We start from the raw sequence: 14,507 nt of genomic DNA, 5'->3' as shown, positions 1-14,507 counted from the left end.
AAATTTTCGCATTGGCTAAAGTTAGGTGGTCAATGTGAGGGATGGATGCGAGACATTCAGAGAGATAGCATGTAATGGAGGAGTTTCTGTGAGCTATGTAATTGAAATGCTAGACATCACAAAAGAATTCCCAGGAATTCGCGCCAATGATAATGTAACCCTAAAAGTTGAGAAGGGTGAAATACACGCATTACTTGGTGAAAACGGAGCTGGGAAGTCTACGCTTATGAGTATCCTATTTGGACTATATAAGCCGGAGTACGGAACCATCAAGGTTCGAGGGCAAGAGGTTACAATCGATAGCCCGCATGTCGCCAATGATTTGAAAATCGGGATGGTGCACCAACACTTTAAATTGGTAGAAAACTTTACTGTTACCGAGAATATCATTTTAGGCCTAGAACCTAAAAAGTCTTTCGGTCGTGTCGATATTGAAAAAGCTGCGCAAAGAGTAAAAGAAATTTCTGAACAGTATGGTATGGCGGTTGACCCATATGCAAAGATCGAAGATATTTCTGTAGGTATGCAGCAACGTGTTGAAATTCTGAAGATGCTTTATCGCGAAGCTGACATATTGATTTTTGACGAACCGACTGCGGTACTTACTCCGCAGGAAATTACAGATTTAATGGAAATAATGAAACAGTTTGCCGCTGAGGGTAAATCAATCATCCTTATCACGCATAAGCTCAAGGAGATTAAAGCTGTTTCTGGAAGATGTACCGTACTTAGACGTGGAAAACTGATCGGTACAGTCGATGTTGCCGATGTCACTGAAAAAGACCTTGCTGAAATGATGGTCGGACGTGAAGTCGAGTTTTCTGTAGAAAAAGCAGATAAAGTGCCAGGTGAAGCAGTACTCGAAATCAAGAACCTGAACGTAAAGAACAGCCGTGGTATCTACGCGATTAAAGATCTGAGCCTTGAAGTCAGAAAAGGTGAGATTTTAGGCGTTGCGGGTATCGACGGTAACGGTCAGACAGAACTTATCGAATCCATCACAGGTCTTAAGGACATTGAATCCGGTCAGATTCTTCATAACGGTAACGATCTTGCGAAATTGTCGATCAGAAAACGTACTGAATCTGGAATAGGGCATATACCTGAAGATAGACATAAGCATGGACTGATCCTAGACTTTAGGTTGGATGAGAATATCGTACTGCAAACCTATTATCAGGCACCTTATTCTAAAAACGGAATTCTGGTTCCAGAAGCCATTGAAAAGAAAGCTGCTCAAATCATCGATGAGTTCGATGTCAGAAGCGGTCAGGGACCGATGACATCCGCCCGTTCGATGTCAGGCGGTAACCAGCAAAAGGCGATTGTAGGACGTGAGATCGATAGAAACAACGATCTTCTTATCGCCGCACAGCCTACACGCGGTCTCGATGTCGGTGCGATAGAATACATTCATAAGCGTATCGTCGAGCAAAGGGACAACGGTAAAGCTGTTCTACTTGTATCGCTTGAGCTTGATGAAGTGTTGAACGTCTCTGATAGGATTGCAGTGATATACGAAGGTGAGATTGTCGGTATGGTCAACGCGAAGGATACAAACGAAAACGAGCTAGGTCTTATGATGTCTGGTTCAAAAAGAGTAGGTGTACCAAATGAATAAATTTATGAACTATATCACAGATGAAAAAAACTTTAAGATAGTAGTGCCTATGATCGCCGTGTTCAGTGCCTTCCTTGTAGGAACAATCATCATGCTGGTCACCGGTGAAAATCCTCTGGAAGCCTTTAAGGCGATACTTAGGGCCATAACCGGAATGAACCTTGATAAGATCGGTACGGATAAGTTCTTTAACTCTAGAATGTTCGGTGAGTTCATCACAACCATGTTACCGATCACGCTTACCGGTCTATCGGTCGCGTTCGCTTTTAGAACAGGCCTTTTCAACATCGGAGCTGAAGGTCAGCTGATGATGGGTGCGATGGCTGCCACAGTTGTGAGCATCCTTGTAAAAGCGCCTGTGTTCATCCACCTTCCGCTTGTTATCTTAGCTTCAATTCTTGCGGGTGCTCTTTGGGGTCTTATTCCGGGGTATCTTAAGGCAAAGTTCAACATGCATGAGGTTGTTGTAACGATCATGCTCAACTACACGGCGCTTTACACATCCAACCTGGTACTTAAAGCGTTGCCTGGAAGCGATAGTGTTAAAACGGTAAAATCGCAGGTGACGGGTACGCTAAGAAGTGAGTTCTTATCAGACCTTACAAACGGTTCAAGACTTCACTGGGGATTCGTGCTTGTGATCATCGCAGTATTCGCATTCTGGTATATCATTGAAAAGACCACATTCGGTTATGAACTGAGGGCGGTAGGATTCAATAAAGAAGGCGCGCGTTACGCGGGTATGAAAGTAAACCTGAACATCATGTATTCTATGGCAATCGCTGGTGCCTTTGCAGGACTTGCAGGAGCTATGATTTCTGTAGGTACATTCGACTACGGACGTGTTATCGCAGCATCTGAAGGATACGGTTTTGACGGTATCGCTGTTGCGCTGCTTGGTGGTAACACCGCTATCGGTACAATCTTCGGCGGCGCGCTGTTCGGTGGTCTTAAGGCCTCTCAACCGCTTATGCAGTCCAATGGTGTACCGCTTGAAATTGCGAAGATTATTTCTTCACTAATGGTACTGTTTGTTGCGATGAAGTTCGGTATTCAAGAAATTCTCAAACGGCAACGTCTGTTAGCAGCTAAAAAGGAGGCGAAATAATGTTTACAATCGACACGCTCTTTTCTATGCTGTCACTGACACTGATCTATGCCACACCTATATTGATCGCTTCACTTGGCGGACTTCTAAGTGAACGAAGTGGTGTTGTAAATATCGCACTTGAGGGTCTGATGATGATCGGCGGATTTGCAGGCGCGACTGCGACTGTGCTTCTTCAAGATGTTTTCCCGGTAGCTGTGACTCCTTGGGTAGGCGTATTTATCGGTATGTTCTTTGGAGCCTTGATTTCGGTGATTCATGCTTATGTAAGTATCAACTTGAAGGCTGACCAGGTAATATCCGGTACTGCCATCAACTTACTTGCAGGCGGTCTTACGATCTACTTTGCTCAAATCATTTTCAACCAACAACGTACAGAAACATTCAGAAACGGTTTTGTTAAGACGAATATCCCTTTCTTAAGAGAAATTCCGATTCTTGGACCGATCTTCTTCACTAACATCTATTACACTGTTTTTATCGGTCTTGCGCTGGTAGTGGCGGTATGGTATGTGGTATACAAGACACCTTTCGGTATGAGACTAAGAGCGACGGGTGAAAATCCTCAAGCGGTGGCAAGCATGGGCGTGAGCGTTCTTAAGATGCGTTATTACGGCGTTATTCTTTCTGGTGCGTTCGCAGGTATGGCTGGTGCTATCATGGTTCTTACGCAAGATACACAGTACACGGGCGTAAGTATCCACGGTACGGGCTTTATCGCTCTTGCCGCACTTATCTTCGGTAAGTGGAATCCTTGGGGCGTGCTTGGAGCAAGTACCTTCTTCGCATTCTCGCAAGTGTTCGCAATCTATGCGAATAACTTCGAATGGGCGCAGTCGTTCCCACTTGAAGTATTCAAAGCACTACCTTATGTCTTGACGATCATCGCACTGATCATCTTCAGCAACAAGTCCGTAGGACCTAAAGCTGCCGGTGAAATCTACGATGTCGGTAAACGATAAGTTCTTCAAAACATAAAAAGCTGCCCTCGGGCAGCTTTTTTTTATGCTTACGATCACTTATGCTGTTGACATAAAACTGTTTTTCAGCTATCATTACACAGAGCAAAATTAAATACGACACCCATAATAAGTTTACACGGGAGGTAAAATTATGAGTACATCAGTTCACGCTGCAGAGATTAATGCGGCTCCAGTTGGTATGTCTTTACCGAGACTTTTGGTTCTTGGTTTACAGCATGTTTTCACTATGTTCGGCGCAACGGTCCTAGTACCGATGCTGACGGGTCTGAATGTTGCTGTATGTCTATTTATGGCAGGTGCGGGTACGCTACTGTTCCATTTAGTGACAAAGGGCAAAGTACCAGCTTTTTTAGGTTCATCCTTCGCATTCCTAGCACCGATTTTCGCTTCTAAGGCGATCGCAACAGAAATGGCGATCAACGCTGGCATGGTAGTGGACGGTATATCCGGTTCAGCTTCCACCGACTTTATCAACAGTTATGTTACTGGCGGTATCGTGGTTGCCGGTCTTGTCTACCTTGTGATGGCAGGTCTTATCGCGCTTGTCGGTGTAGAAAAAATATTGAAGTTCTTCCCGCCGGTTGTGACCGGTCCTATCATCATGGTCATTGGACTTAAACTTGCTCCTGTCGCAATCGGTATGGCAGGATTTGATGGTGGAGCAAATGCTCCGATGGCATGGCTCGCATTCCTCAGCTTTGCAGTAGTTGCAGGAATCAGCGTATACGCCAAAGGATTCTTAAAGGTTCTACCAGTCATGATGGGTCTGCTTGTTGCGTATCTTGTGGCTTTAGCTACAGGAAACGTTGACTTCACACCTGTTGTAAAAGCTGCTGCAACACCATTTGCCCTACCTGGTTTCACGCTTGCTAAATTTGATTTGTCAATCGTGCTCATTACAGCGCCTGTCGCACTTGCTACCATGGTCGAGCATATCGGCGATGTCATCGCAATCGGCGAAACAACGGGTAAGGACTACATCAAAGAACCGGGGTTACAAAGAACCTTGATCGGTGACGGTCTAGCAACATCGTTCTCCGCCATGTTCGGCGGTCCTGCAAATACGACTTATTCAGAAAACACAGGAGTGCTTGCGCTGACAAAGGCCTTCGACGTGAGAATCATGCAGATTGCAGCAGCATTCGCGATGATCCTTGGATTAATGCCTCCAGTCGCAGCTCTGATTCAGACGATTCCGACTGCGGTCGTCGGTGGAACAGCGGTTGTCTTGTTCGGTATGATCGCTTCAGTGGGAGCTAAATCACTTGTGGACCATAAGGTGAATTTCAACGAATCAAGAAACCTTATCGTAGCGGCAGTCATCCTAGTGCTTGGTCTTGGCGGTGCGGTTATCAAGTTCGCAGTAGTCGGAGTCAACATAGAGTTCGGTGGACTAGCGCTTGCTGCCCTTGTCGGTATTCTTTTGAATGCTGTATTGCCTGAGACGAAAAAATAGGTATTCCTATCAAAATAACAATCGATGCCGGGCGAATGCCCGGCATTTCTTTTTGGTTTTCCTGGCGGCTATCAGCTATCACCGTCCGCTGCGATGTGCTATAATAAGAGGGGCAAGATTATAGGGCAAGGTGGGGTTATGAAACTTAATTTTTCATTGAATTTAGAACAATCTCAAAAGCTGGTCATGACACCTGAATTAAGACAGGCGATTGAGATTCTACAGTATAACGCAATTGAACTCAATCATCATATTCACGAAGAACTGATGACCAATCCCGTGCTTGAAATGACGGACAAGGACAATCTCGTGGCGGATTATGAATCCAAGCTGCATGAGATTGCCGAGCGTATCGATTGGAAGGCGGTTGTCTCAGAAGGGGACAACTTTAAACACACCTACCAAAAACCGGAAGAACGCGAAGAATATACGATGGACAACATGGTCGCCGATGAAGAGTCCCTTCACGACCATTTGCTTTTTCAGCTGCATTTTACGCTACTTGACGACAGGCAGCTTACTGTCGGACAGTACCTGATTGAAAATATCGACCATACCGGCTACCTGAGAGTGGACGATGAGCATGTGAAAGCCACATTCGATATCGGTGATGACGATCTTGAAGAGATCGTTCAGACCATACAGACCTTCGAACCGTATGGTGTCTGCGCAAGGGACTTGCAGGAATGCCTGCTCATTCAAGTGCAGATGAAACGCATTCAAAACAAGCTTGTCATCGAAATCATCAACCATCATCTAGAAGATTTAGGTTTTAACAGACTCAAGGTGATTGCAAAATCACTTGACGCTTCTGAAAAAGCAGTGCAGGAAGCGGTCGATGTCATCAGAAATCTCGATCCCAAACCTGGACTGATGTTTGCTACCTTAAGAGATGTGAAATATATCGTGCCCGATGTCGTTGTCAAGGAGGTTGACGGGGAGAATGTGATCCTTGTCAGCGAATCAAGCGCTCCCAAGCTCAATATCAGCAATTACTACAAGAGCCTGATTCAAAATGCCTCGACAGAAGAGGCGACGACTGAATATCTGAATCAGAAGCTTGCGAATGCCCTGAAGCTTATCAGGAGCATCGAGCAAAGGAGAAATACGATCTATAGGGTCGTGGAATCGATTTTAGAGTTTCAGGCTGATTTTTTTGAAAAAGGCACCATGTACTTGAAGGTCCTCAACCTTAAAGATGTCGCCGAAAAGATAGGTGTGCACGAATCGACCGTATCAAGGGCGGTGAACGGCAAATACATGCAGTGCCCACGTGGTACCTATGAGATGAAGTACTTTTTCCAAAGCGGAGTATCCAGCGCGATAGGAGACGGAATATCCTCTGAGAGCATCAAGTCGATCATAAAGGAACTTGTCGACAAGGAAAACACCGCGAAGCCCATCAGTGATCAGACCATCGCAAACGAGATAGACAAGGTGGGAATCAAGGTTTCTAGACGGACGATAGCAAAATACAGAGAAGAAATGGGAATACCAGGGTCTTCAAAGAGAAAAAGATATTAATTCAGGGACAGCATTCGGTGCTGTCCTTTTAGTTTGTTTATGCTATCTTACAAGATAGCGAGCCTTGTTTTGTAAACAATTCATGAACAGATAAATTCTTAGCATGTTAATGCTTGTATTGTGGTAGGGGCTATGCTAAAATAGCTTTGGAGATTTTTTTTAATCCTTGTGGGACTAAAAGTGGACCCGAGGACGAAAACAGTCCCGACAGGTGAGGTGACATGATGATAACCTTTAAAGATAGTATTGATCAAATGAGTCGCATTGTACCCGAAATCAAGGCGCTCATTCCTTTGAGATACCGGATCCTTTATCTGGTCAGCTATTTACAGCCGATCGGCAGAAGGAACCTGTCGCTTAAGATAGGTATCACAGAGAGGATCATTAGAAAAGAAGCCACGGTGTTGAAGGAAGCAGGTTTTCTGGATTTTACTTCAGAGGGCATGATCTTGACACCTGACGGCAAATACATGTTAGACCTTCTGGCGGACTACGTCGAGGAATTCGACGGGCTAAGAGGGCTTGAAACGCGTGTGGCGACGAGATTAGGTATAGCAAGAGTCATCCTTGTACCCGACGATGATGACGAAGGGCTTGTACTTAAAGAAATCGGCGCTCACTGCGCACAAGTCCTTTTCGATCTTTTACCAGAAGTGAAGACACTAGGAATTACCGGTGGCTCCACTGTGTTTGAAGTAACAAAGGCCATGCCCCAGCTTAGCGCGGAGCACTCCGATATCGTAGTGGTTCCTGCAAGAGGCGGGGTCGGCAATGAGACAGAACATCAGGCGAACACCATGGCAGAAAAGATGGCAAAGAAAATCAAATGCCAGTATGAAATGCTCTTTATCCCAGATTCGCTTTCAGAAACATCAATACAGCTTCTGAAAAATGAACCGGGCATCAAATCGACTTTTGAAAAAATGCAGCAAATCGATACCTTGATTTTCGGAATCGGTCACGCGGAAGCGATGGCTGAGCGAAGAGGCTTACCCGAGGAGCGCATTAAGGAAATTGTCGAAAAAGGCGCCGTGGCCGAATCTTTCGGATTCTATTTCAACCGAGAGGGTGAAATCGTAGACGAAATAAGCACGCTGGGAATTACTCTAGAAAAAGTTAAATCATTAACGAGAGTAATTGCTGTTGCAGGGGGTAAAGATAAAAGCGAGGCAATCATTGCGGTATCAAAATTAAATCCGCATTTGATATTAATTACAAACGAGAGCGTGGCAACGCAAATTCTTGATGCTACAAAAGCACAGGAATCACTTTAAGGAGGAACTTAAAAATGGCAACTAAAGTAGCGATTAATGGTTTTGGTAGAATTGGTAAATTGGCTTTTAGAACAATGTTCGGTAACCCAGCATTCGATATCGTTGCAATCAACGACCTAACAAGTGCGGCTGATCTTGCATACCTTTTAAAGTATGATACAGCTCAAGGTAACTACAAAGTCAACGAAATTTCTGCAACTGAAGATTCAATCATCGTTGATGGTAAAGAAATCAAAGTTTACGCTCAAAAAGACGCTAACGACCTTCCATGGGGCGAAATCGGTGTAGACGTAGTCATCGAATGTACTGGTTTTTACGTTTCTAAAGAAAAATCAATGGCTCACATCAACGCAGGTGCTAGAAAAGTTGTTATTTCTGCTCCAGCATCAGGTGACCTTAAAACAATCGTATTCAATGTAAATGATGATGTATTGACTGCTGACGATCATATCGTTTCAGGTGCATCTTGTACTACAAACTGCTTGGCTCCAGTTGCTAAAGTTCTTAACGATCAATTTGGTCTTGTTAAAGGATTCATGACAACTGTACACGCTTACACTAACGACCAAAACACGCTTGATGGCCCTCACCCAAAAGGTGTTGCTACTAGACGTGCTAGAGCAGCTGCTGCTAACATCGTGCCAACAACAACTGGTGCTGCTGTTGCTGTAGGTAAAGTATTGCCAGAACTTAAAGGTAAACTTGACGGTATGGCTCTACGTGTACCAACAATCACAGGTTCAGTAGTTGACCTTGTTGTTGAACTTGAAAAAACTGTAACTGTTGAAGAAGTTAACGCTGCTATCAAAGCTGCTGCTAACGAGACTCTTGGTTACACAGAAGATCCAATCGCATCTTCAGATGTAATCGGTTCAAGCTTTGGTTCATTATTCGATGCTCTTTCAACTTCAGTTATGACAGTTGACGGCAAGCAACTTGTAAAAATCATCACTTGGTACGATAACGAAATGTCATACGTTTCTCAATTTGTAAGACTTGCTGAGAAAATGGCTACAATGTAATTGAATTAAATAAGTGCCTTGAGGGTCTTCACACTGAAGACCCTCAAGGACTGTTTTTATGTAGTTCAGGAGTTGAGTTTCAATATGAGTGAAAAAGTTTTTTTCCCTGATATTGAAATTTAAATCGATAATCAAACTGATTATTGCCCCAATTATTTAGGAGGAAAAATTCATGGCTAAGAAAAATGTGACAGACTTAACTGTCAAAGGAAAAACGGTGCTTGTTCGTGTCGATTTTAACGTTCCTATGAAAAACGGAGAGATCACAAACGACAATCGTATTGTAGCCGCGCTACCAACAATCAACTACCTAATCGAAAATGGTGCTAAAGTGGTTGCTTTCTCACACTTAGGTAAACCAAAAACAGATGAAGATAAAGTAGCGATGTCATTGAAGCCTGTTGCTGAGAGACTTGCTGAACTATTAAATAAACCGGTAAAATTCGTTCCTCAGACTCGCGGTGAAATCCTTGAATCTGAGATTGGCGCATTGACTGAAGGTCAAGTCCTAGTGTTTGAGAACACTCGTTTTGAAAAAGGCGAAACAAAGAACGATGAAGAACTAGGAAAATATTGGGCTTCACTTGGTGACGTATTCGTAAACGACGCTTTTGGTACTGCTCACAGAGCTCATGCGTCAAACAGTGGTATTTCAGCTCACCTTGAGTCTGCTGCAGGATTCCTCATGGAGAAAGAAATCAGATTCATCGGCGGCGTTGTTGACGCACCGGTTAGACCCCTTGTAGCGATACTTGGCGGAGCTAAGGTTTCTGACAAAATCGGTGTCATTGAAAACCTGATCGAAAAAGCGGACAAGATCCTTATCGGTGGCGGCATGATGTTCACCTTCATGAAAGCACTGGACAAGAATATCGGTAAATCACTTTTAGAAGAAGATAAAGTAGAACTTGCTAAGAGCCTGATGGAAAAAGCTGCTGCAAAAGGCGTTGAGCTTGTACTTCCTGTAGACGTTGTCGCTTCAAAAGAGTTCAGCAACGACGCTCCATTCAGAACGACAACTATCGACGAGTTGACATCAGAAGAAATGGGACTTGATATCGGTCCTGATTCAATCGCTCTCTTTGCCAAACACCTTGAGGGTGCGAAAACTGTCGTTTGGAACGGTCCAATGGGCGTGTTCGAAATGTCGAACTTCGCTAAAGGCACAATCGGTGTTTGTGAAGCAATCGCAGGACTTGAAGGCGCTCAAACAATCATCGGCGGTGGAGACTCTGCAGCTGCTGCGATCGACTTAGGTTTCGCAGATCAGTTCTCGCACATCTCTACTGGTGGCGGAGCATCACTTGAGTACCTAGAAGGAAAAGTATTGCCAGGCGTAGCATCAATTTCAGAAAAATAGAATAGCATCCTTAGGAGGATATGAATATGAGAGTACCTTTTATTGCAGGTAACTGGAAAATGAACAAGACAATCGCTGAAGGTAAGGCATTTATCGAAGCGATCAAGAATGAGATCGCTGGTACGGACGTAGAAGTCGGCATCTGCGCACCTGCTACACTTCTTAAAGACTTAAAAGAAGCGACTGCAGGTACAAAGATCAGAATCGCAGCTCAAAACATGCACTTTGAAGACGATGGCGCTTTCACTGGAGAACTTGCTCCAGCTCATCTTCTTGACATCGGTGTCGACCTTGTTGTCATCGGTCACTCTGAAAGAAGACAATACTTCAACGAAACGGATGAGACAGTCAACAAGAAAGTACTTAAAGCAATCGCTGTAGGAATCGATCCTATCATGTGTATCGGTGAATCTCTTGAAGAGAGAGAAGCGGGCAAGGAAAAAGATATTGTTAAGGCGCAAACAGTTGCCGGTCTTAAAGACGTGAGTGAAGCGGACCTTTCCAAAGTGGTCATCGCTTACGAGCCGATCTGGGCGATCGGAACCGGTAAAACAGCTACAGCTGAACAGGCAAACGACATCATCGCCTACATCCGTTCGATCCTTGCAGATCTTTACTCAGAAGAGGCAGCTGAAGAAGTACGTATTCAGTACGGCGGAAGCGTTAAACCTTCGAACGTTGAAGAAATCATGAATCAATCTGATATCGACGGCGCACTTGTCGGTGGCGCATCACTTAAAGCAGAAGATTTTGTTCAACTTGTCAACTTTTAATAAGTGACTGTTGAAACAGGCTTCTAAGGAGAAACTTATGAAAAAACCTGTTGCATTATTGATACTCGACGGTTGGGGATACAGTGAACTGGTGGACGGCAACGCGATTGCCGCCGCCAACACGCCTAACTTCGATAGATATATGAAGGATTACCCGAATACGATTATCGCCGCAAGTGGTAGAGAAGTTGGTTTGCCACCGGGACAAATGGGTAACTCAGAAGTAGGACATTTGAACATCGGTGCGGGTAGGGTAGTCTATCAGCCACTGATGAGAATTACAAAAGCAATCGAAGACGGTGAGTTTTTTGAACATCCTCAGGTATTGAAGGCGGTTGAAAATGCCAAGAAGCACGATTCAGCCATGCACCTATTGGGACTTTTATCGGACGGCGGGGTACACAGCCATATCGAGCATATCAAAGGCTGCCTAGATCTTGCAAAAAGAAACGGTCTTAAAAAAGTTTATGTTCACGCATTCCTAGATGGTAGGGACACACCGCCTAGAAGCGCTTACGGTTATGCCGAAGAACTTCAAAACTACATGGATGAAATCGGTGTGGGAGCATTCGCATCGGTCGGCGGCCGCTACTATGCGATGGACCGCGACAACAGATGGGACCGTGTTAAACTTGGTTACGACGCACTCGTTAACGGTATCGGTCAAGTAGCCGATTCGGCACTTGTTGCGATTAAGAATAGCTATGATGCCGACACGGATGACGAGTTCGTATTACCTACTGTCATTCAAAAAGATGGCAAAGCGGTTGCCAATATCGACAACCACGACTCAGTCTTCTTCTTCAACTTCAGACCTGACAGAGCCCGCCAGATCACACGTGCGCTTACGCAACCTGGTTTCGACGGTTTTGAAAGAAAGGAACTGGAGCTTGAATACGTTACAATGACAGAGTACGATAAGACATTTGTCGGACTTGAACCTGTATTTGTGGCCGATTCGCTTGAAAGCACTTTTGGAGAATATATTTCTCAACAAGGACTCAACCAGCTTAGAATAGCAGAAACTGAAAAGTACGCACATGTTACGTTCTTCTTCAACGGCGGTGTCGAAGTCGCATACGAAGGTGAAGACAGAATACTTGTCGAATCGCCTAAAGTAGCAACTTACGATCTACAGCCGACAATGTCAGCACCCGGCGTGACGAGCAAGCTGCTCGAAGCGGTGGCATCTGACAAGTACGATGTAATCATCGCAAACTACGCAAACCCTGATATGGTCGGTCATACCGGCGTATTTGATGCGGCAGTCAAGGCGATTGAAGAAATCGATGCTGATTTTGGAAAAGTCGCAGACGCGATTCTTGAAAAGGGCGGCGCTGTACTCATCACTGCAGACCACGGTAACGCGGAGCAAATGATCGATCCGAACAATGGCGCGATCTTCACAGCACACACTACAAACCCTGTACCGCTGATCATAGCCGGCGTGGGTGATGTAGAGCTTAAAGAAGGCATGAAACTTAGTGATCTTGCACCGACGATGCTTGGACTTCTCGATCTTGAGAAACCGGCACTTATGAGCGGTGAGTCAATTATAAAATAATACTAACTGGAGGTAATCAAATGTCAACAATCGTAGGCGTATATGGTAGAGAAATTCTTGATTCAAGAGGTAACCCAACAGTTGAAGTTGAAGTTTACTTAGAAGACGGCGCAATGGGCCGTGCTGGTGTACCATCAGGTGCATCAACAGGTGCTTTTGAAGCAGTTGAACTTCGTGACGGCGACAAATCTAGATACCTAGGTAAAGGTGTTTTGAACGCGGTTAACAACATCAACGAAATCATCGCTCCAGAAATCGTAGGTCTTGACGCTACTGATCAAGTACTTATCGACAAAATCATGATCGAGCTTGACGGTACACCAAACAAAGCTAAATTAGGCGCTAACGCAATCCTTGGTGTTTCTATCGCAGTTGCAAAAGCTGCTGCTGAGTCATTAGACGTTCCAGTATACCAGTACATCGGTGGTACAAACGCTAAGACGCTTCCAACTCCAATGATGAACATCCTTAACGGTGGTTCACATGCGGACAACAACGTGGATATCCAAGAATTCATGGTTATGCCTGTTGGTGCTGTAACGTTCAAAGAAGGCTTAAGAATGGGTACAGAAATCTACCATGCTCTTAAAGCGGTTCTTAAATCTAAAAACCTTGCTACTGGTGTAGGTGATGAGGGTGGTTTCGCTCCTAACTTACCATCAAACGAAGACGCTCTTAAGGTGATCGTTGAAGCAATCGAAAAAGCTGGTTACAAGCCAGGCGAAGAAGTAGTACTTGCACTTGACGTTGCTGCTACAGAGCTTTGGAACGCTGAAAAAGGTCTTTATGTTCTTGAAGGCGAAGGCGTTGAATACACATCTGCTCAAATGGTTGACTTCTACAAAGGTTTAGTTGCTAAATACCCAATCATCTCAATCGAAGACGGTCTTGACGAAGAAGACTGGGCTGGCTGGAAACTACTTGTAGATACAATCGGTAAAGACGTTCAAATCGTTGGAGACGACCTATTCGTTACTAACACTGAAAGACTTAGCCGTGGTATCAAAGAAGGCAGCGCTAACTCGATCCTTATCAAACTTAACCAAATCGGTACACTCACTGAAACTCTAGACGCTATTGAAATGGCTAAACGTGCTAACTACACAACAATCATTTCACACAGATCTGGTGAGACTGCTGAAAATATCATCGCTGATTTAGCGGTTGCTACTAACGCTGGTCAAATCAAAACAGGTGCTCCTGCTAGAACTGACCGTGTTGCTAAGTACAATCAACTTCTTAGAATCGAAGATATGCTTGACGAAACTGCTAAATATGCTGGTTTATCTGCATTCTACAACCTTAAGAAATAAGCTTTAATCGATAGATTCGATAGTATTTTAAGCGAATATGCTTTATAATGGTGAAGGGGTCCAAGTACTTGGGTCCCTTCACTTACAATTTAATAGAGAAAAGTGAGTGGTGGTATACTCACAATTGGAAACCCAACAAAAATAATAGCAGGAAATCGTTTACCTACAACAGGCAACCGTTTTCATAGCGGTCTGTGTTTTATTATCATTGCTAAACTCTTAACGCTATGTTAAAATTGCTTTGTTAAAAAAGGAAAAGGAGGTAATGACCATGGCAATATTCTTTACGGTATTATTAGTTATTTCATGCTTAATCCTAATCATCAGTATTTTGATGCAATCAGGTAGAAGTGCAGGTTTATCTGGCGCAATCGGCGGCGGAGCTGAACAGCTTTTTGGAAAATCAAAAGCTAAAGGCTACGAAGCAATGTTTGACAAGATTACAAAATTTGCAGCAGCAGCATTTATCGTTTGTTCACTACTCGTTGCAATTTTGCAATAGTCTATTA

Annotated in this window: 12 protein-coding genes; all 12 read left to right on the top strand. The window is 44.2% G+C overall.

What is annotated here, in order from left to right; all coding sequences use genetic code 11:
* The first annotated feature begins 88 nt into the window (after positions 1 to 88).
* Complete coding sequence (locus DWB64_RS06855) at positions 89 to 1,621, top strand: ABC transporter ATP-binding protein (protein WP_129487469.1); 1,533 nt, start codon at positions 89 to 91, stop codon at positions 1,619 to 1,621.
* Entirely contained in the window at positions 1,614 to 2,729 is a 1,116-nt protein-coding gene (locus DWB64_RS06850) for an ABC transporter permease (protein WP_129487468.1), read from the top strand. The genes DWB64_RS06855 and DWB64_RS06850 overlap by 8 nt, the downstream gene beginning before the upstream one ends.
* Positions 2,729 to 3,691 (top strand): ABC transporter permease, encoded by a 963-nt coding sequence (locus DWB64_RS06845; RefSeq protein ID WP_207713439.1) that lies wholly within the window; start codon positions 2,729 to 2,731, stop codon positions 3,689 to 3,691. The genes DWB64_RS06850 and DWB64_RS06845 overlap by 1 nt, the downstream gene beginning before the upstream one ends.
* Before the next feature lie 151 nt (positions 3,692 to 3,842).
* Positions 3,843 to 5,168 (top strand): uracil-xanthine permease family protein, encoded by a 1,326-nt coding sequence (locus tag DWB64_RS06840; RefSeq protein WP_129487467.1) that lies wholly within the window; start codon positions 3,843 to 3,845, stop codon positions 5,166 to 5,168.
* A gap of 138 nt (positions 5,169 to 5,306) precedes the next feature.
* Positions 5,307 to 6,692 carry an RNA polymerase factor sigma-54 gene (gene rpoN / locus DWB64_RS06835; RefSeq protein ID WP_164980284.1) on the top strand — a complete coding sequence of 462 codons (1,386 nt, stop codon included), beginning with the start codon at positions 5,307 to 5,309 and terminating at the stop codon, positions 6,690 to 6,692.
* A gap of 221 nt (positions 6,693 to 6,913) precedes the next feature.
* Positions 6,914 to 7,966 (top strand): sugar-binding transcriptional regulator, encoded by a 1,053-nt coding sequence (locus DWB64_RS06830; protein ID WP_129487465.1) that lies wholly within the window; start codon positions 6,914 to 6,916, stop codon positions 7,964 to 7,966.
* Positions 7,967 to 7,980: 14 nt separating this feature from the next.
* On the top strand, positions 7,981 to 8,988 hold the full coding sequence (gap, locus tag DWB64_RS06825; RefSeq protein WP_129487464.1) for a type I glyceraldehyde-3-phosphate dehydrogenase: 1,008 nt from the start codon (positions 7,981 to 7,983) through the stop codon (positions 8,986 to 8,988).
* A gap of 172 nt (positions 8,989 to 9,160) precedes the next feature.
* Positions 9,161 to 10,348, top strand: coding sequence for a phosphoglycerate kinase (gene pgk, locus DWB64_RS06820; protein ID WP_129487463.1), 1,188 nt, complete (start codon positions 9,161 to 9,163; stop codon positions 10,346 to 10,348).
* A gap of 26 nt (positions 10,349 to 10,374) precedes the next feature.
* Positions 10,375 to 11,121, top strand: a complete 747-nt coding sequence (tpiA, locus tag DWB64_RS06815) for a triose-phosphate isomerase (RefSeq protein WP_129487462.1) — start codon at positions 10,375 to 10,377, stop codon at positions 11,119 to 11,121.
* Positions 11,122 to 11,158: 37 nt separating this feature from the next.
* Positions 11,159 to 12,685, top strand: a complete 1,527-nt coding sequence (gene gpmI / locus DWB64_RS06810; protein ID WP_129487461.1) for a 2,3-bisphosphoglycerate-independent phosphoglycerate mutase — start codon at positions 11,159 to 11,161, stop codon at positions 12,683 to 12,685.
* Between the two features lie 20 nt (positions 12,686 to 12,705).
* A complete protein-coding gene (eno, locus tag DWB64_RS06805) occupies positions 12,706 to 13,998 on the top strand; it encodes a phosphopyruvate hydratase (RefSeq protein ID WP_129487460.1) in 1,293 nt (430 codons plus the stop codon).
* Positions 13,999 to 14,269: 271 nt separating this feature from the next.
* Positions 14,270 to 14,500 carry a preprotein translocase subunit SecG gene (gene secG / locus DWB64_RS06800; RefSeq protein ID WP_129487459.1) on the top strand — a complete coding sequence of 77 codons (231 nt, stop codon included), beginning with the start codon at positions 14,270 to 14,272 and terminating at the stop codon, positions 14,498 to 14,500.
* The last annotated feature ends 7 nt before the right edge of the window (positions 14,501 to 14,507 follow it).

Source organism: Fusibacter sp. A1, assembly GCF_004125825.1.
In the GTDB taxonomy this organism is placed as follows: domain Bacteria; phylum Bacillota; class Clostridia; order Peptostreptococcales; family Acidaminobacteraceae; genus QQWI01.
Note: the sequence above shows the minus strand (reverse complement) of the source record. Positions and strands in the feature narration are given on the sequence as shown.